This is a genomic window from Rhizobium leguminosarum bv. trifolii WSM2297 (assembly GCF_000271845.1).
The window spans coordinates 140,091-156,989 of the sequence record NZ_JH719393.1 but is presented as its reverse complement, the minus strand read 5'-3'; the positions used below and the strand labels follow the sequence as shown (position 1 = coordinate 156,989).

Sequence of the window (16,899 nt, the reverse complement as noted above, 5' to 3'; positions counted from 1 at the left end):
TTCGGACCGCCGTAAACGGGGCGAAGGGATATGCCGCAGCCTCCCCGTCCCTCGCCAACGTGTCGCAGGACAGGTCCCCTCTCCCCGCGTGCGGGGAGAGGGTTAGGGTGAGGGGCAATCGTCGGTAGCGACCTTTACTGAATCGCCCGGATCGCTTCCCAATCGGCCTTTTCGTAGCCGAAGTCCTCGAACTTCACCTTTTCCATGACATTCTTCTCGAAGTCTGCCTTGTCGACCTCGACGACATTGATGCCCTTTTCCTTGAAGGTCGCGACCAGGCTGTTTTCCTTGCCGGCGATGGTCTTGGTCGTACGCTCGGCCGCCTCCTGCATGACCTCGCCGAAGATCTTCTTGTCTTCGTCGGAAAGGCTCGCCCACCGCGTCTTCGAGATCACCGTGTTGAGATGATCGACGATGTGACCGGTGAGGATGATGTTCTTCTGGACTTCGTAGAACTTCTTCGCCTCGATTGTCGTCAGCGGGTTTTCCTGTGCCTCAACCGTGCCGTTCTGCAAGGCGAGATAAACTTCGGCAAAGGCGATCGGCGTGGTGTTGGCGCCGCAGGCGCGCGGCATGGCGAGATAGGCCGGAACGTCGGGCACGCGGATTTTCAGGCCCTGCATGTCGGCGCATTTGGCAATCGGCTTGTTCGATGTCGTATGGCGCGTGCCGTAATAGCTGACGGCGGCAATGTGATTGCCGGTCTTGTCTTCATAACCTTTGGCGAGCCGCTTGAAAACATCGCTCTTGGTGTAGGCGATCAGATGATCGGGGCCGCGGAAGATATAGGGGAAGTAGGTCACGCCGATCGGCTTGTAGTCGCGCGCGGCAAAACTCGATCCCGAGATGATGATGTCGACCGTGCCGAGCTTGAGACCCTGGTTGATGTCGGCTTCCTTGCCGAGCTGCGAGGCCGGATAGACCTCGATCTTGTAACGCCCGTCGGTGCGCTTGGCGATCTCTTCCGCAGCCCAGACGGAATCCGTGTGGAAGGGCTCCGAGGTTTCATAGACATGCGCCCATTTCAATACGGTTTGGGCATGCGCGATCGCTGTCGTCGCCATCATCGCGGCTGCGGTGCAAAGTATCGTTGCCAGTCTGCTCTTCATTGCTCTCTCCTCCCGAGCTCGGGTTAAATCTTGTCAGTTCCTTTCGCGAGCCGCTTTTTGCGGCCGCGCTCCTCCTCTCCCGAAAACTCCTCCCCGAAGCTCTCGGAAAACCTCTTCTGCGATAGGGTGAGATGGGCGCGCATGGCGGCCTTGGCGCCTGCCCCATCGCCGGCGGCGATCGCATCGCGAATGGCCCGATGTTCGTCGACGGCGCTGCGCCATGTTCCCGGTCCCTCGAAGTGGCTCGCGAGCTTGGCGAAATAAGGCGTCATGCGCATGTCGAACATTTCGCCGGTCACGCGGATCAACGTCGCATTGCCGACGATCGCGGCAATGCCGGTGTGGAAGGCGCGATCGGCGGCAAGCACCGTGCTCGCATCGTTGAGGCCGCCGCTCATACGCGTCAGCGCCTCGTCGAGCCGTGCGATGCCTTCCGGCCCGGCGCAGCCTGCCGCTTCTTCGGCAATGGCGCATTCGATGATGGCGCGCGCCTGCAGCAGCTCGAAGGGCCCCTCCACCGGCTCGCGCTCGCTCCCCGACACAGGCGCGGCATGCTGACGCACCACATAGATGCCGGATCCCATGCGGATGTTGACGAGGCCTTCGACCTCCAGCACGATCAGCGCTTCGCGCACGGTCGGGCGTGACACCGACAGTTGCTCCGCCAGCTCGCGCTCGGCCGGCAGCCGCTGGCCGACGGCAAGCTCGCCGCTCGCGATCATCAAACGAATCTGGTCTGCCACCTGCCTGTAGAGGCGGCGTGATTCAACAGGCGAAAACATTGGGCCTCCCGGCGGCTTCTCCTCAATCACGCATCTGGTCAACTGGCCTGACCAATTGGCTTAGAGGTATCATCGCTGGGGTTGTGCGTCAATCCGCCGCATAAAACTTAAACAGGAGAGCTTGGCCGTAGGCCCGGGTATGCGATCGAGCAGGCTCCGATCCACCCGGACATAGCGAACAGCGGCCGCATCATCACGGCCCTGCCGATAGGCTTTTTGATCCGTTCGGGGTCTGCCCGCAACCTATATGCCGGCATACCATTCATAGCCGCGATCTTCCCAGAAGCCGCCGCTGCCGCCATAAAGCTGGCCGAGATCGGTGACCGCTTCGATGCGGGTCAGATATTTCGCCTGCTTGTAACCGAGCTGCCGCTCGACCCTGAGCCTTAGCGGCGCGCCATGCGCCACTTCCAAGTCACGGCCGTTCATCGAATAGGCAAGGATCGTCTGCGGATGGAAGGCATCGACCAGATCGAGACTCTCATAATACCAGCCGCTGCCATCAAGCGTCTTTTCGTATTCATCTGCGCAGTGGAACACGATGTAGCGCGCCTCGGGCTTCAGCCCGACCGATTGCAGCAGGGCGCCGAGCGGCAGGCCCGTCCATTTGCCGATCGCGCTCCAGCCTTCAACGCAGTCGTGGCGGGTGATCTGGGTGCGCGACGGCATTGCCTTCAGCTGCGCAAGCGAGAGCTGAGCCGGTTTTTCCACAAGTCCACCGACATCCAGTCTCCAGGTCGAGAACTGCCGGCTCATCCAGTCGAGATATTGCGGATTGTCAGGCATGCTGGTGCCGTTCGAGCGAAAGATCGGCGAAAGATCGCTTTCGCCGAATTCACGGGCGAGCGCATTGTCGCCGAGCAGCAAGCGCTGCGTCTTCATGCTGAAGCCCTCGGCGATCTTCAGGACCGATTTCATCCGCTCACTTTCGACCAGAGCGTCGCAGCCGCTCAGTCCGAGTGCGGAGGCGGTCAAGGTCGAGCCGATCAGGAAGCGGCGGCGCGTGATCAGGCGGTTCATTGTCCGTCTCCCTGTTCGATGACGTAGTAGCCGGTGATCATCGAGCGCAGATTGTTGAACACGCCCGACAGGATCACCATGGCGACATGCACCACGACGAAGGCGACGAGCGAGAAGGCGGTGAGGAAATGGAGGGTGCGGGCCGATTGCCGTCCTCCGAAAATGTCGAGCAGCCAGGGCGCCACGGCATTGAAGCCCGGCGACATGGTGAGTCCCGTGGCAATCATCATCGGCAGCAACAGGAAGATCACCGCGAGATAGGTCAGCTTCTGCAGCGTGTTGTAATGGCGTGCCTCCGCTCCCTTGGGAAAACGCAGCCTGGCATGGTTGGCGACCTCATGGCCGAGATGGTTGAGCGTCAGTTCCTTGCCGGCGGGGGCGAGATCCCGGCGGAAATGCCGGCTGATCAGCCCATAGACGAGATAGACAAGGCCGTTGAGGATGAAGAGCCAGGCAAAGAAGAAATGCCAGCGCCGGCCCGCCGACAGGTCCTGATAGCTCGGAATCGTAAGCCAGCTTGGAAACCCCCTCGCCGTTGCTTCGCCATCGACATTCGAGAGACCGAGGACACCTGTCGTATTCAAGCTAAGCGAACCGACATGCGTCACCCCCTTCGCCTGATTGCCGTCGTCGATGGCGTCCATCGAGATGAAGGAAGGATCGTTGTCGGCGCCATACTGGCCCCAGTAGAGCGCCGGATGAGCATTGAATATCTGCAGGCCGCTCATCAGCAGCACGGTGAGGCAAAGCACATTCACCCAATGCGACAGGCGAACGGCAAGGCTGTGGCGGTAGATAAGCGTGCGGCCGGTTTTCGTGCCGGCATCAATCGTCGCCATGATGGTTCTCCGGGTGACGGATAGTTTCGCAGGAAAAGACGCGGCCACTGCGCGTAAAGTTTCAGCGGCCGCGCAGATGCGAGCCCCTTACTTCATCGCGTCGCAGGCCTTCATCATGTCGGTCTTTTTCATCGCGTCCTTTTCCATGCCGGCCTTGTGCATGCAGTCCTTCTTCGTGCCCGCCATCTTCATGGCATCCTTCGACATCGTGTCCTTCTGCATGGTGTCCTTCTTCATCGTATCGGTCTTCATGGCGTCCTCGGCCGAGGCGGCGCCGGCGAGCGAAAGGCCGGCGACGAAGATGCAGGCTGCAAGGCTGGAAACAAGTTTGGTCATGGAACTCTCCTGGAATGGGATTGTCGTGTCCGCCGGCTGCCTGCCGATGGCTCACATCAGCCCATTCGGGATAATGTCGGGATGCGTTACAGGCTCACGCGTATGTGATAGGACGGTGATGCCGATATTGTTTTTGATCCTCCCTGTAACCGATTGGCTGTTTTTCCGAATGAACTCTCTGACAGCATGACAACCGCCCGTTCGGAAGAAGCCCTGAAAGCCTTGATGCTTCTGTCCCTTGACGGGGACGAGGCGGCCTATCGGCGTTTGCTGACGACTTTGCGCGCATTGCTTGTCGGTTATTACAGCCGTCGGATGGCTGCGGCGACGAAGGCGGATATGGAAGACCTGGTGCAGGAGACATTGCTGGCACTGCATTCTCGCCGATCCACCTATGACCGAGAGCGACCTTTCACCGCTTGGTTCTTCTCGATCGCCCGCTACAAGTTGATCGACCATCATCGCGGCCACGGTGGGCGCAGGCTGGCCGAGACCGAGCTTGGCGAGGAGATCGAAAGCGACTTCAGCGAGGACACGCTGACGGCCCGCATGGATGTCGAGCGGTTGCTCGACGGCTTGCCGTTGAGACAGCAGGAACTGATCCGGCAGGTAAGGCTCCAGGGCCAGTCGGTCGCCGACACCGCAAACCGCACCGGCCAGTCCGAATCGGCGGTGAAAGTCGGCATCCACCGGGCGCTCAAGGCGCTCGGAGAGAGATTGCGAGGCGCATCGTGACAGAGACGAACAACATTATCGAAAGCCTGGTGAGCGACCTGAAGCCGGTGCCGCGCAATGCGCTGTGGCGCCGCTTCGCGCTCGGCCTGTTGCCGGCCCTTGCGCTCTCGCTGCTGCTGATGCTGGCCATTCTCGGGCTGCGGGTCGATATGCCCGATGTGCTGATGCTGCCGGTTTTCTGGATCAAATCGGCCTATAATGCCCTGATTGCCTTAGCGGCACTCTTCGCCGTCTTTCGGCTCTCCCGCCCCGACGGTTCCGAGGGACGCTTTTTCGATTTGCTGGCTTCGATCTTCGCCGCCATGACCGGCGTCGCAGCCATCCAGCTCATGATGGCTCCCGCCGGGTCTTACCGGGTGCTGATCCTCGGCTCCTCGGCGCTCCATTGCCCGTTGCTGATCGTCGGCTTCGCCCTGCCGATCTATGCCGGCGCAGTCTGGGCATTGCGTCGCGCGGCCCCCTCGGATCTGCGATTAACCGGCTTCGTCGCCGGCATTGCCGCCGGCGCTGCCGGCGCCTGGGTCTATTCGTGGTTCTGCACCGAAAACGGCATGCCCTTCGTGCTGATCTGGTATTCCCTCGGCATCCTGCTCACCGGCGCCCTCGGCGCCTTCACCGGCCCTCGCCTGCTCCGCTGGTAGACCCTTCTCTGCCGCCGTGCCCAAATGCTTCGGACTACCTGCCAAATTGGAGCACGTCGCGTTGAAAACTCAGCCATCGGCAGCAACAATGCAGCCCGCACCGCTGGGGTGTCCTGATCGCGCGTTAACGCTTCACCACGCCGCCGGCGGCCAATATATCGTCGGGCGTATCGACGTCGAGATGGGCAGCATCGCCGACATCGACATCGAGCACCGGCATGCCCGACGCCCTGATGATATCGCGCGCGCCGACGTCGCCTTCAAGTCGCAGCACCGCGTGATCGAGAGAGCGTGGCAGAACAACCGGATTACCGGGCTTGCCGCGGGAGACGGCGCGCACGATGGCCTCGCCGCCCGCGTTGCGAAAGGTCGAAATCAGGGCATTCAGGTGCGCGGTGGAAATGCCGGGCATATCGGCCAGCATGACGAGAATGCCGTCGGCGCCGTCAGCGCGTTTTGACGACAATCCCGCTCTGAGCGAACTCGCCATGCCATCTGCGTAGTCGGGATTATCGACGAGAGTGAGAGGGAGCCCATCGAGTGAGCCTTCGATCTCGGACCTGCGATGGCCGGTGACAACGATAACGCAGGCTGCATCAGACCCCAGCGCCGTCAACGCACACCGCCGCACCAGAGGCACGCCGTCGAACTCGGCCAGCAGCTTGTGCTTCCCGTCCTTGCCCATCCGGCTCGCCTTACCGGCAGCCAGAATGACGATCGCCACTGACAGCGGATCACCCTCGGCCTGCATCATCGCCTCCGACGCAGCGCACACCGAAAAGCGCCCTTTCAAGCATAGGCCACCAGTCTTGCTGCGGCGATATCCGCCAGAACCGACAGGGCGAGCGACGTTGCATCCCGCGTTGGGCCGAACATCCCGATGGGCGCCTTGATCCGATCGATCTCGTCCCGTCCGAAAGCCAGCGCCGTCAGCCGCTCGACACGTCGGCGATGCGTCCGGGTGCTCCCGAGCGCGCCGATGTAAAAAGCGGGCGATCGGAGTGCGGCCTGGAGAATGGCGGCTTCGGCGTCGAGGTCATGATGCAGAAGCACGACCGCCGTGAAGCGGTCGATGACGCCGGCAGCCGCCCTGCCCTCCTCGCCCGGTCGGCGGATGATCACGTCGTAGCCGGAGGCCTCGGCCAGTCGTGCGACAGCCTGCGCTTCGATCGTCTGCCCGGAAAGGACGACGCGGGTGCGGGGACGGTAGACGCCGACGAAATCCCGCTCCAGCCAGCGGGCCCTTGGCGGCGGCTCCACCGGTTCGAGCGTCTGCCGCTCTGGTGAATAGGCCAGGCCGGCTGTCCGCCTCTGTCCGAGACGTTCCAGAACATCCTGCAAAGCTCCGACATTTTTCAGAACATGGATTGCGATGGAGATCCCGCCGCCGCAGGGGAGAACGATGTCAAAGAAGGGAGAGCCGTCGCCGAACTTCACGGTGCGGTCGCGTCCTTGCGTCATCGCCAGAAACGCTTCCGACGCGACTGCGGCTTCTACGCATCCGCCGGAGACATAGCCGCAGAAACGGCCATCGGCCGCGACAACCACGTGGGAGCCGAGCGTGCGGGCAGCCCCGCCGCGTATTTCGACGAGGGTGGCGAGCGCCACCGCTCCGCGACCGTGCGCGTCTATCGCGAAGCGAAGCAGTTCGGCAGGATCGTCGGTGGCCGAGACCCTGACGGGAATTGGCGCTTCGATGGACGCGAGTATCTGATCCATGGGAAATCCTTGGGCAAGCAACGGCGGTCCGTTTTCCAAACCGCCGTCGACATCATCAGGCCACGTCCGGCAAGCCGCCGATGAGTTTGTCGAGCGTCAGGGGGTAATGGCGAACCCTGACGCCGGTCGCATTGTAGATGGCGTTGGCAATGGCTGCCGCGACGCCGCAAAGGCCGAGCTCGCCGACACCCTTCGCCTTCATCGGCGAGGACATCGGATCGGTCTCATCCATGAAGATCACCTCCTGGTGCGGAATGTCGGCATGCACCGCCACTTCGTAGCTGGCGAGATCGTGGTTGACGAAGAAGCCGCGGCGGGTATCGACCGCCAATTCCTCCGACAGCGCTGCACCGACCCCCATCGTCATTGCGCCGATCACTTGGCTGCGGGCGGTAATCGGGTTGAGGATCCGGCCCGCCGCGCAGACCGCCAGCATCCTGCGGATGCGGCTTTCTCCCGTGGCGACGTCAACGCCGACCTCCACGAAATGCGCGCCGAATGTCGACTGCTGATGCGTCTCGGTGAGATCGCCCCATTCGATCGTGTCTTCGCCGACAAGACCATTCGGGCCGGCGGCCTCGGCGAGAAGGACCGAACGATTGCCCGACCGGACCTCTCCGTTCTCGAAGACAATGTCTTCGGAGTTGAAGCCGAGCTTCTTGGCGACGGCCTCGCGCAGCTTGACGCAAGCCGCGTAGACGCCCGATGTCGAAGAATTGGCGCCGAACTGTCCGCCGGAGCCCGCCGAGACAGGAAAGCGCGAGTCGCCGAGTTGGACGGCAACCTTGTCGATCGTGACCCCCATCATTTCGGCGGCCGTTTGCGCGATAATCGTGTAGCTGCCCGTGCCGATGTCAGTCATGTCGGTTTCAACTGTCACGACGCCTTCCCGGTCGAGCTTTACCCGCGCTCCGGAGGGAAGCACGAGGTTGTTGCGGAAAGCAGCGGCTACGCCCATGCCGACGAGCCAGTTGCGCTCCCGCTTGGAACCCGGTCTTCCCCGTTCACTCCAGCCAAACCGCGCGGCGCCGAGCTTGAGGCAGCCGACGAGGTTGCGCTGGGAAAAAGCCCGCTGCGGCTTCTCCGGATCGACCTGCGTGTCGTTGACAATGCGAAACTGCACGGGGTCGATACCGACTTTCTCGGCAATTTCGTCAATGGCGATCTCGAGCGCCATCAGTCCCGGCGCCTCGCCGGGAGCGCGCATGGCGTTGCCTTCGGGCAGGTGAAGCGTTGCCAGCCGCATCGCGGTCATGCGGTTCGCTCCGCCATAGAGAAGGCGGGTCTGGTTGACGGCAGTCTCGGGCTGGCCGCCGGGTTGGTCGCCGGACCAGCTCTCGTGAGCAATGGCGGTTATCTTGCCGTCACGCTCGGCTCCAATGCGAATCCGCTGGATCGTCGCCGGCCGATGGGTCGTGTTGTTGATGAGCAAGGGGCGGGGCAAGGCAACCTTGACGGGACGCTTTACCGCCCGCGCGCCGACGACGGCCAGCACGGCATCGGCCCGCAGGAACAGCTTGCCGCCGAAGCCACCGCCGATAAACGGCGACATGAGGTGGATCTTCTCCTTATCGATGTCGAGCGTCGTCGCAAGGTCGGAACGCCACCAGTCGATCATCTGGCTGGAGGTCCAGACGGTTACCTCTTCGCCGTTCCAGGCTGCGATCGAGGCGTGCGGTTCCATCATTGCATGCGACTGGTCGGGCGTCGTGTAACTCGCGTCCAGAGTGACGGGAGCCGAGCTGAAGGCAGAATCGAAGTCGCCGGCCGCGGTATCGGGCTGCTGCGATTCGTCCGGCTTGACGGCCGAATCCTTTGCCTGGCCGAGGTCGAACACACCCTTTTCTTCGGCATAATCGACCTTGACCAGAGCGGCTGCAGCGCGAGCCTGCTCGAAGGTCTCGGCGACGACGACCGCAATTGCCTGGTGATAATGCTGAACCTCGTCACCACCGAAAAGCTTGGCGGTATTGAACTTGCCCTTCGCTAGCTCGCCGACGTCGAGCGTCGTCACGACGGCAAGCACACCGGCAGCCCTCTTGGCGGCGGAGACATCCATGAACTTGATGCGTCCCTTGGCGATGGCCGCGCCGACCGGATAGCCGTAGGCGTAGCGCATGTTCGGATCGTGCCATTCATAGGCATACATCGCATGGCCGGTCGTCTTGAGCTGGCCGTCGATGCGGTGGATCGGCTGGCCGACGACCTTCAGATTATCGATCGGATTGGTTGTCGCTGGTGTATCGAACTGCATAGCTCACCCCCTTGCTTCGGCAATGACCGCGCCAAGCGTGCGCTCGACCAGATCAACCTTGAAACGGTTCTGTTCGGTCAGGCGGGCTCCGGCAAGAAGGACGCCAGCCGCCGCCCGCGCGCCTTTCGGCAACTCGGCCTCGGCTGCCTCGATGCGCCACGGCTTATGGGCGACGCCACCGACGGCAACACGTCCTTTCCCGTCCGGCTGGATAACGGCCCCGATCGAGACGAGTGCGAAGGCATAAGAGGCGCGGTCTCGCACCTTGCGATAGATATGCTTGCCGCCGATCGGCGGCGGCAGCAGGACCGCCGTGATGAATTCGCCGCCCTCGAGAACGGTCTCGATATCAGGGGTGTCGCCGGGCAAGCGATGAAAGTCGCCGATCGGAATCGAGCGCAGGCTGCCATCCGCCTTTACCGTCTCGACGACGGCATCGAGCGCCCGCATGGCGATGGCCATGTCGCTCGGATGGGTGGCGATGCAGCTGTCGCTCACCCCGACCACCGCATGCTGGCGGCTGAAGCCGCCGATAGCGGAACAGCCGCTGCCGGGCTGCCGCTTGTTGCATGGCTGGTTCGGGTCGTAAAAATAAGGACAGCGGGTGCGCTGCAGGAGGTTGCCGGCCGTCGTCGCCTTGTTGCGCAGCTGGCCCGACGCGCCCGCGACCAGGGCACGGGATAACAGACCATAGTCGCGGCGAACGGTTTCGTGGGCGGCAAGATCCGTGTTGCGGACCAGGGCGCCGATACGCAGCCCACCGTCCGGCATGGCCTCGATCTTGTCGAGGCCGAGACCGTTGATGTCGATCAGATGCGCCGGCGCCTCGATTTCGAGCTTCATCAGGTCGAGAAGGTTGGTGCCACCGGCGATGAACTTGGTTTCCGGATGGGAGGCGGCCGCCTTGGCCGCAGCCTCGACTGAGGAGGCACGCTCATAGGTGAAGGCTCTCATGCTTTTATCCCCGCGACTTCCGAAATGGCATCGAGAATGTTGGAGTAGGCGCCGCACCGACAGATATTGCCGCTCATGCGTTCGCGGATTTCGGCGGGCGTCACGGCTGCCTGGGCCGTAAGATCGCCGGTGACGTGGCTCGGTATGTTCGCCTTGATCTCCTCGAGAACCGCCACGGAGGAACAGATCTGTCCCGGCGTGCAGTAGCCGCATTGGAAACCGTCATGTTTGACGAAGGCTGCCTGCATCGGATGAAGATTTCCAGGCTGACCGAGACCTTCGATCGTGGTGATCCGGTCGCCTTCGTGCATGACGGCCAGTGTCAGGCAGGCGTTGATGCGGTGGCCGTCGACCATGACCGTACATGCGCCGCATTGGCCGTGGTCGCATCCCTTTTTCGTGCCTGTGAGATGCAGATGCTCGCGCAACGCGTCGAGCAGCGACGTTCTGTTGTCGACCTCGAGATCGCGGTTCTCGCCGTTGACCGTGAAGGAAACTTTCGATGTATACGCCATTTCATTTCCTGGGGACTGTGCCGCCGCGGGAGTGACGGCTCCGGTTACCGCAATCGTTGCGGCCGACGAGATAAGTAAATCTCGACGGGAAAGTTCCAGGTGTGTCTGGCTTGGCATGAACTGCTCCACCTTGCTCGTTTGACATAGGCGCGCGTCGACGCCGTCAGCAGAGGTAGTGCACCTGCGCCCTTTGATTAGGCCCCTTCCTTTGCATAGGCTTATCGATCAGGCTTATGAATTCCCTGAACGCGCGTGCAGACGGCATGGATCATTCGCGGAAGGAGAGAGAGACCGCGCTATTGAGCGCGTGCTTTATTTTCGAGCAACTCGACGCGGTGGGCGCCAGCCTTGCAACAAATGGTGCAGGATCAGGATCCACCAAGAATACCGTTGCCCAGGCCGCCTATGCCCAGCAATCGCCCACGACGACAGTTCAAGTCATTTCGTGATTCTGATCTTTACGTCGGTCGCGATCACCTTTGCATCACGCGACGCGGAGCAACCAACTGGATCGGCATATTGCCTTCGCGCCCGCTGCGCTCCACGTCCGCCGCATTTTTGTTGCCATCCAATTGAAAGCGATTGACCAGATGCCGCAGGCGGCCTGCCTCCGAGGACAACGAGGCGGCGGCAGCCGTCGACTGTTCGACCATCGCGGCATTTTGCTGGGTCGCCTGGTCCATATGATTGACCGCGGTATTGATCTCGGCAAGTCCAGTTGACTGCTCGCGCGCCGATGTGGCAATCGCATCCATAAGTTGGTTGATCTGTACGACGTATTCACCGATCGACTTGAGCGACGTGCCGGTCTCAAGCACCAGTTTCACGCCATTTTTCACATCGCTCGATGACTTTTGAATAAAGCCCTTGATTTCCTTGGCTGCCTGGGCGGCGCGCTGGGCAAGCTCGCGGACTTCTTGTGCGACCACTGCAAAACCTTTGCCGGCCTCACCGGCGCGAGCAGCTTCAACACCGGCGTTCAATGCCAAGAGGTTCGTCTGAAAGGCGATTTCATCGATGGCACCAATGATGTTTGAGATCTGTTCTGAGCTATCCTCGATGCGACGCATGGCTTGTTCGGCTTCCGATACGACGGTTGCCGACCGCCGAGCGCTGATATCGGCCTCGAGGGCGACATTGCGTGCCTCTTCGGTTCGTTTGGACGCCATCGACACATTCGACGTGATCTCGTCCAAGGCTGCGGCCGTCTCCTCCAGAGAGGCCGCCTGTTGTTCGGTACGCTTGGAAAGGTCCTGCGCAGCAGATGCAATTTCACCGCTACCACTATCTATGCTGTGTACCGTCTCGAGCACCGCGCCGATCGTCGTTCCCAATTGCCGCAGCGAAGCGTTGAAGTCTTCGCGCAAGGTTTCGTATTCGGCGGCAAATTGCTCCGAAAGTTGAAAGGATATGTCGCCAGCTGCAAGCCGCCGGAGGCCGCCGCCCAATGTCGTGGTTGCGAAGCGCAATTGCTCCGCCTCGCGTTCGGCGCGCTGCTGGGCTGCCGCGCGCACGGCTTCGCTCTCGCTGCGAGATGCGGCAGCTTCCTTCTCGAGCCTGACGACATTACGCGCATTCAGGCGGAAAACTTCCACGGCACCGGCCATTTCGCCCACTTCGTCGGCGCGACCGGCACCCGGTATGTCGCTGTCAAGATCGCCGTCTGATAGACGCTTCATAGCGGAGGTGATGCTGCGGATCGGATTGGCGATGCCGAATATTGCAAACACGATGCCAGCCATGGCGACGAGGATGGCCAGCGCTGCGATCGCGGCCGTCAACATCAAAGCGGATGTCGCGGAAGCATCGCTCGCGGCCACAAAACCTTCGGCCTGGCTGAGAATAAAGGCAACCAGATCGCCCACGGCCTTGTCTACCAGCGCCGATTGCGGTTCCATATTTTCCTTGAAGAGCCGCACTGCGTCAGACGTCTTCCCGCTGTCCTCAAGCGCGATCATCTGCTCTGCCAATCCGCGATATTTGCTAAGCTCCGGCTTGATCTGATTGATCAGTTCGCGCCCCCGCTCGGTACGAACACCCTTTTCGTATTCAGTCACAACTTTGTCGACTGCGGCGCCGGCGGCATCGATTTGCTGTGCGCCGTTCCGTTCTTCCGCCGCGTCTTCCAGAAGATACTGAGCGTAGACCAATTTAAGGTCGAGGAAGTGATCCTTAATCTCGCGCGCGGTCACCAGCCGCTGCATCCAGAAGGTCCCGATTTGCTCGGTATTGGCACGAAGTGTCGACATCGTGCTGAGCGAGACATAGGACAGGCCAATCATGAATAGACCCATGATCGACAGCTTCAGGATCAGGGCTTGCTTGATACTCGGGCGCTTCATGCGGGTCTCCTCGAAGATAGCTGGGATGACCGGCTTGCCGGTTGATAAAAAATCTCGCACCAGATTCAATAATTTAGTATTAACTATACAGTGGGCAGCGTGCGGTTTTCGATAATTCTTGTTCGACCACCGTTACTTGTGCGATTAATTAAGCGCAATACGTCCATAAGTTACTGGAAATTATGAAAAAAGCAGCCGTGACGTGCGGAAATGAAACACGATCTGAGTAGGAGCCGACAGTCGTGAATTTGACGGGATCGCTACTGTTCATCGGATAAACCACTGGGCGACTCGTCCTTGCGGCACGATCTTGAGCTGACATTCTGGATCTATGCAGCAATCAGAAAATCAACCTGCCGGAATCGAAATCGCGCTCTGGCATTATTCCAAGAACAAACGCGACAGGAACTGCTGGATGCAGTCGCTTTCACAGGATGAACGGGATCGGGCGGCGACCTACAGGTTTGACCGAGATCGAGCATCGTTCATTGCCGGCCGCTATCTCCTGCGGCGGCTGTTGAGTTTGTATATCGGGATAGCGCCAGGCAAGTCTGTCTCCGGACAAGGACGGCAGACTGAAGCTTGCGGGTCGTGAAACGCCGCAATTCAGCCTCGCCAACGCTGACGGGCTGGTGCCGGTCGCTGTCGCTGAGGGCCTCTGCTATCTGGGCCAAGGCCGCAACATGACGGGGACGCTGAAACCGGCGGATAGATCTCGTCACTTTCGCGCGCGATACTAGGATTATCTGCTATCAGATGCAATAGCGCAAAAAGGTCATTGTGGTAACGCTGCGCCTGCCCGGCTCCGAACAAACGGACACCTTGCTCGGCGATCGCGATTAACTCTCCTTCCGCTTCGACGGAAAGCTTAAAGCTCATGACTTGCTGGCACGAGCCATCGCTTCGGCAAAAAGTTCCTCCTTCGATCGGATGCCAACGCCACTTTGGAGCCCGGCATCAACGAAGCTCTGCATGGCGGCGATCTTGTCGTTCCGCATCTGATCTCGTCGGATTAGGTGGCGCACGTAGTCGCTAGCATTGGAATTCGCCCGGTCCTGGCCTGTGCCTCCACCCAATCCTTCATCGGGTCGAGAGAAGCGCACCCGCGCGCCTTGAGCCGCTTAAGGCAAAAGAACGAAAGGTCACGCGCCTGCAGCAAGCAGGGGCGCCAACCGCAGCCTGACCATTTGACAGATATCCTACAAGTATATATGTAAGATCCATGTTATGGACGATGCGAGAAAGTGACCGGCATGGCATTGAAATCGATGAAACCGCTCACCCGCGCGCCGCTGCTGCATGTCTCGGTGCAGGAAAGTCTGCGCGCCTATATCGATGACAATGGCCTTGCTCCCGGAACCCTGCTTCCGGCGGAAGGAGAGCTTGCCACCCAGCTCGGTGTCAGCCGCAATTCGCTGAGGGAAGGCATCAAGGCATTGGAATCGCTCGGCGTGTTGGAGACGCGGCGCGGTGTCGGCATCTTCGTGAAGGCGTTTTCCTTCGAGCCGCTTCTCGACAATCTCGCTTACGGCCTCGGCGGCGCCCTGCGGCAGATCGAGGAGGTGCTCGAAATCCGCCGTACGCTTGAGGTGGGACTGATCGGCAAGACGATCGATGCGATCGGCGAAGAGGACGTCGCCGAACTGCGCGCCACCGTCGATCGAATGCGCGCCCATGCCGAGCAGGGTGAAACCTTCGCAGCAGACGACCAGCTGTTCCACCGGCTGCTGTTTCGCTGCCAGGACAATGAAACGCTCGTACGGCTGATCGATGTCTTCTGGCTCGCCTTCTACAAGGCCTCGGATTTCGTCAATCTTGAAAACACCGATCCGATGGCGACTTGGCGCGACCACGCCGCGATTGTCGATGCGATCGAGGCAAAAGATCTGGAGGAGGCGCGCCGGCGTCTGGATCGCCACTACGAGGGTATTGCCCGGGTGATTGCCAACAACAAGACAAGTTCAAACATGGGAGGAACACATGAAAAGACTGTCTAGATTATCCGCTATCGCGCTTGGCGCCCTGCTGTCGACGGCCGCCATTCCGGCTGTCGTTTCGGGGTTTGCAATTCTGGCGCAGGCAGCCACGCTGTCCGGTGGCTTCGATGTCGGCCCCGGAGGCTTCCAGGGCAACTTCAATCCGCTTGCGGCGACCGCCGGCTTCACCTGGCTCAGCATCTACTATGAACCGCTGATCACCTATGATGAGAAGCTGCAGAAGGTCGTCGGCGCGCTGGCAAGCGCCTATGAGGTCAGTCCGGACCAGATGGCATACACGTTCAGGCTGGCGGACGCCAAATGGCATGATGGCAAGCCCTTCACCGCCAAGGATGCAAAGTTCACCGTAGGCCTTGCGATGGATGCAAATACCGGCTCGGTGCTCGCTGCCCGGCTGAAGGGAATATCGTCGGTCGAGACGCCGGACGATCACACGGTGATCATCAAACTCAGCGCCCCCAGCAGTAGTTTTCTCGACACGATGACCAAGGTGATGATGCTGCCTGAGCATGCGCTCGCCTCGATACCGGCCGACCAGCTGGCAAAGAACACCTGGTGGTCCACCGCGCCGATCGGCACCGGCCCGTTCAAATTCACCAAATACGTCTCCGATCAGTATGTCGAGCTTGCCGCAAACACCGATTATCGCGGGGGCAAACCGGCACTGGAGCGCGTCATCAATCGCTATTTCGCCAACCCGGCCGCTGCGATCGCCGCACTGAGATCCGGCGAAATCCAGTTCACCTATGTCGATTCCAACGATGTGCCGACCTTCAAGGACAGCAAGGACTTCAAGGTCATCGAAGGCAACTCTTTCGTCGTCAACTATCTCGGATTCAACCATGATTCGTCGCTCTGGAAGGATCTGCGTGTCCGCCAGGCGGTGATGTACGCGATCAATCGCGATGCCATCATCCAGAGTCTTTATGGCGGCGCGGCCGAGCCGGCCAACTGCGCCTATGTCGCCGAACAGCTGATCCCGAAGGGCATCGACACCTATGCCTACGATCCTGAGAAGGCTAAGCAGCTATTGAAGGAAGCCGGCTGGGAGCAGATCAACGGCGCCAAGCCGATTACGCTTTTGACCTATTATACCACGCCGCTTGCCACCAACGTGCTGGCCGCCGTCCAGGCCATGCTCGCTCAGGTCGGCATCAACATCGTTCCGCGCGCCGTCGATGCGCCGACCTATAACAGCATCGCGCTCAATGCGACGCCGGATATTGCCCAGTTCCAGATGGTTTACGCCGGGCTGCAGAACGGGCCGGATGCCGGCAGCATCAATGTCGGCCTCAACGAGAAGCAGATCCCTCCGGCCGGACCGAACGTCGCCAGAGTTCGTATGCCTGATCTAACCAAGGCACTCGACAGCGCTCTTGCCGAGCCAGACAGCGCCAAGCGGAATGCCGCCTACCAGAACGTCTGCAAGGTGATGAACGCGGACCTGCCCTGGGCGACACTCTGGGTGGCAAACCGCTATGGCATCGTCTCGACCAAGCTGAAGGATTTCGTCTGGACGCCGGCGCCGGGCGGCGGCCCTTACCAGGCCGAGCCGCAGAAGTGGTCGATCGCCGAATAGGCGTTTTCCGCAAAGCGTTGAGGGTGGCTTCGGCCACCCTGACAAGCCGGCCCAACGAGACGACCAGGCAAGACGGC

General features: G+C 60.9%; 16 protein-coding genes and 2 pseudogenes. 6 read left to right on the top strand and 12 right to left on the bottom strand.

Annotated elements, in window-relative coordinates:
* Positions 1 to 134 precede the first annotated feature (134 nt).
* The 5 genes from RLEG4DRAFT_RS04575 to RLEG4DRAFT_RS04555 all read right to left on the bottom strand — a co-directional run bounded on the left by RLEG4DRAFT_RS04575 (position 135) and on the right by RLEG4DRAFT_RS04555 (position 4,086).
* The gene (locus RLEG4DRAFT_RS04575) at positions 135 to 1,109 is read right to left on the bottom strand and encodes a sialic acid TRAP transporter substrate-binding protein SiaP (RefSeq protein WP_003575587.1); all 975 of its coding nucleotides are present in this window, start codon (positions 1,107 to 1,109) and stop codon (positions 135 to 137) included.
* Between the two features lie 23 nt (positions 1,110 to 1,132).
* Positions 1,133 to 1,891: a FadR/GntR family transcriptional regulator gene (locus RLEG4DRAFT_RS04570; protein ID WP_003575586.1), complete on the bottom strand. Its 759-nt coding sequence runs from the start codon at positions 1,889 to 1,891 to the stop codon at positions 1,133 to 1,135.
* 243 nt (positions 1,892 to 2,134) lie between these two features.
* Positions 2,135 to 2,911 (bottom strand): molybdopterin-binding protein, encoded by a 777-nt coding sequence (locus RLEG4DRAFT_RS04565; RefSeq protein ID WP_003575584.1) that lies wholly within the window; start codon positions 2,909 to 2,911, stop codon positions 2,135 to 2,137.
* Entirely contained in the window at positions 2,908 to 3,750 is an 843-nt protein-coding gene (locus RLEG4DRAFT_RS04560; protein WP_003575580.1) for a cytochrome b/b6 domain-containing protein, read from the bottom strand. The genes RLEG4DRAFT_RS04565 and RLEG4DRAFT_RS04560 overlap by 4 nt, the downstream gene beginning before the upstream one ends.
* 87 nt (positions 3,751 to 3,837) lie before the next feature.
* Entirely contained in the window at positions 3,838 to 4,086 is a 249-nt protein-coding gene (locus RLEG4DRAFT_RS04555; protein WP_003575578.1) for a pentapeptide MXKDX repeat protein, read from the bottom strand.
* Positions 4,087 to 4,272: 186 nt separating this feature from the next.
* Here RLEG4DRAFT_RS04555 and RLEG4DRAFT_RS04550 point away from each other — a divergent pair, with 186 nt between their 5' ends.
* Complete coding sequence (locus tag RLEG4DRAFT_RS04550) at positions 4,273 to 4,821, top strand: sigma-70 family RNA polymerase sigma factor (RefSeq protein ID WP_003575576.1); 549 nt, start codon at positions 4,273 to 4,275, stop codon at positions 4,819 to 4,821.
* Entirely contained in the window at positions 4,818 to 5,462 is a 645-nt protein-coding gene (locus RLEG4DRAFT_RS04545) for an NrsF family protein (RefSeq protein ID WP_003575573.1), read from the top strand. The genes RLEG4DRAFT_RS04550 and RLEG4DRAFT_RS04545 overlap by 4 nt, the downstream gene beginning before the upstream one ends.
* A 124-nt stretch (positions 5,463 to 5,586) precedes the next feature.
* Here the strand turns inward: RLEG4DRAFT_RS04545 and RLEG4DRAFT_RS04540 are convergent, their stop codons facing one another.
* Genes RLEG4DRAFT_RS04540 through paoA form a run of 5 tightly spaced genes read right to left on the bottom strand, consistent with a single transcriptional unit; the run spans position 5,587 to position 11,033 of the window.
* Positions 5,587 to 6,216: a nucleotidyltransferase family protein gene (locus RLEG4DRAFT_RS04540; protein WP_003575571.1), complete on the bottom strand. Its 630-nt coding sequence runs from the start codon at positions 6,214 to 6,216 to the stop codon at positions 5,587 to 5,589.
* 35 nt (positions 6,217 to 6,251) lie between these two features.
* On the bottom strand, positions 6,252 to 7,181 hold the full coding sequence (locus tag RLEG4DRAFT_RS04535) for an XdhC family protein (protein ID WP_003575569.1): 930 nt from the start codon (positions 7,179 to 7,181) through the stop codon (positions 6,252 to 6,254).
* Positions 7,182 to 7,236: 55 nt separating this feature from the next.
* Positions 7,237 to 9,435 (bottom strand): aldehyde oxidoreductase molybdenum-binding subunit PaoC, encoded by a 2,199-nt coding sequence (paoC, locus tag RLEG4DRAFT_RS04530; RefSeq protein ID WP_003575568.1) that lies wholly within the window; start codon positions 9,433 to 9,435, stop codon positions 7,237 to 7,239.
* A 3-nt stretch (positions 9,436 to 9,438) separates the two neighbouring features.
* On the bottom strand, positions 9,439 to 10,389 hold the full coding sequence (locus RLEG4DRAFT_RS04525) for an FAD binding domain-containing protein (protein ID WP_003575567.1): 951 nt from the start codon (positions 10,387 to 10,389) through the stop codon (positions 9,439 to 9,441).
* On the bottom strand, positions 10,386 to 11,033 hold the full coding sequence (paoA, locus tag RLEG4DRAFT_RS04520; protein WP_003575566.1) for an aldehyde dehydrogenase iron-sulfur subunit PaoA: 648 nt from the start codon (positions 11,031 to 11,033) through the stop codon (positions 10,386 to 10,388). Before paoA ends, RLEG4DRAFT_RS04525 begins: the two co-directional genes overlap by 4 nt.
* A gap of 104 nt (positions 11,034 to 11,137) precedes the next feature.
* Between paoA and RLEG4DRAFT_RS39950 the strand changes: the two genes are divergently transcribed.
* Positions 11,138 to 11,353 (top strand): hypothetical protein, encoded by a 216-nt coding sequence (locus RLEG4DRAFT_RS39950; protein WP_125869614.1) that lies wholly within the window; start codon positions 11,138 to 11,140, stop codon positions 11,351 to 11,353.
* Between the two features lie 24 nt (positions 11,354 to 11,377).
* On the opposite strand, the gene RLEG4DRAFT_RS04515 is transcribed toward RLEG4DRAFT_RS39950, so the two are convergent.
* Positions 11,378 to 13,246: a HAMP domain-containing methyl-accepting chemotaxis protein gene (locus tag RLEG4DRAFT_RS04515; RefSeq protein ID WP_003575565.1), complete on the bottom strand. Its 1,869-nt coding sequence runs from the start codon at positions 13,244 to 13,246 to the stop codon at positions 11,378 to 11,380.
* Positions 13,247 to 13,577: 331 nt separating this feature from the next.
* On the opposite strand from RLEG4DRAFT_RS04515, the pseudogene RLEG4DRAFT_RS42365 reads away from it, so the two are divergent.
* Positions 13,578 to 13,917 (top strand): annotated as a pseudogene (locus RLEG4DRAFT_RS42365) (4'-phosphopantetheinyl transferase family protein); the annotation flags it as partial.
* A gap of 204 nt (positions 13,918 to 14,121) precedes the next feature.
* Here RLEG4DRAFT_RS42365 and RLEG4DRAFT_RS04510 read toward each other — a convergent pair.
* Positions 14,122 to 14,330: pseudogene (locus tag RLEG4DRAFT_RS04510) on the bottom strand (ribbon-helix-helix domain-containing protein).
* 169 nt (positions 14,331 to 14,499) lie between these two features.
* Between RLEG4DRAFT_RS04510 and RLEG4DRAFT_RS04505 the strand changes: the two are divergent.
* Positions 14,500 to 15,243 carry a FadR/GntR family transcriptional regulator gene (locus tag RLEG4DRAFT_RS04505; RefSeq protein WP_003575563.1) on the top strand — a complete coding sequence of 248 codons (744 nt, stop codon included), beginning with the start codon at positions 14,500 to 14,502 and terminating at the stop codon, positions 15,241 to 15,243.
* On the top strand, positions 15,227 to 16,822 hold the full coding sequence (locus tag RLEG4DRAFT_RS04500; RefSeq protein WP_003575562.1) for an ABC transporter substrate-binding protein: 1,596 nt from the start codon (positions 15,227 to 15,229) through the stop codon (positions 16,820 to 16,822). The genes RLEG4DRAFT_RS04505 and RLEG4DRAFT_RS04500 overlap by 17 nt, the downstream gene beginning before the upstream one ends.
* Positions 16,823 to 16,899 lie beyond the last annotated feature (77 nt).

What these genes read in the sequence shown, in the direction of transcription:
- RLEG4DRAFT_RS04505 (WP_003575563.1), top strand. Translation starts at nt 14,500, where the DNA reads ATGGCATTGAAATCGATGAAACCGCTCACCCGCGCGCCGCTGCTGCAT.
- RLEG4DRAFT_RS04550 (WP_003575576.1), top strand. Translation starts at nt 4,273, where the DNA reads ATGACAACCGCCCGTTCGGAAGAAGCCCTGAAAGCCTTGATGCTTCTG.
- RLEG4DRAFT_RS04515 (WP_003575565.1), bottom strand. Translation starts at nt 13,246, where the DNA reads ATGAAGCGCCCGAGTATCAAGCAAGCCCTGATCCTGAAGCTGTCGATC.
- RLEG4DRAFT_RS04555 (WP_003575578.1), bottom strand. Translation starts at nt 4,086, where the DNA reads ATGACCAAACTTGTTTCCAGCCTTGCAGCCTGCATCTTCGTCGCCGGC.
- RLEG4DRAFT_RS04500 (WP_003575562.1), top strand. Translation starts at nt 15,227, where the DNA reads ATGAAAAGACTGTCTAGATTATCCGCTATCGCGCTTGGCGCCCTGCTG.
- RLEG4DRAFT_RS04570 (WP_003575586.1), bottom strand. Translation starts at nt 1,891, where the DNA reads ATGTTTTCGCCTGTTGAATCACGCCGCCTCTACAGGCAGGTGGCAGAC.
- paoC (WP_003575568.1), bottom strand. Translation starts at nt 9,435, where the DNA reads ATGCAGTTCGATACACCAGCGACAACCAATCCGATCGATAATCTGAAG.
- RLEG4DRAFT_RS04535 (WP_003575569.1), bottom strand. Translation starts at nt 7,181, where the DNA reads ATGGATCAGATACTCGCGTCCATCGAAGCGCCAATTCCCGTCAGGGTC.
- RLEG4DRAFT_RS04540 (WP_003575571.1), bottom strand. Translation starts at nt 6,216, where the DNA reads ATGATGCAGGCCGAGGGTGATCCGCTGTCAGTGGCGATCGTCATTCTG.
- RLEG4DRAFT_RS04525 (WP_003575567.1), bottom strand. Translation starts at nt 10,389, where the DNA reads ATGAGAGCCTTCACCTATGAGCGTGCCTCCTCAGTCGAGGCTGCGGCC.
- RLEG4DRAFT_RS04560 (WP_003575580.1), bottom strand. Translation starts at nt 3,750, where the DNA reads ATGGCGACGATTGATGCCGGCACGAAAACCGGCCGCACGCTTATCTAC.
- RLEG4DRAFT_RS04575 (WP_003575587.1), bottom strand. Translation starts at nt 1,109, where the DNA reads ATGAAGAGCAGACTGGCAACGATACTTTGCACCGCAGCCGCGATGATG.
- RLEG4DRAFT_RS39950 (WP_125869614.1), top strand. Translation starts at nt 11,138, where the DNA reads ATGAATTCCCTGAACGCGCGTGCAGACGGCATGGATCATTCGCGGAAG.
- RLEG4DRAFT_RS04565 (WP_003575584.1), bottom strand. Translation starts at nt 2,911, where the DNA reads ATGAACCGCCTGATCACGCGCCGCCGCTTCCTGATCGGCTCGACCTTG.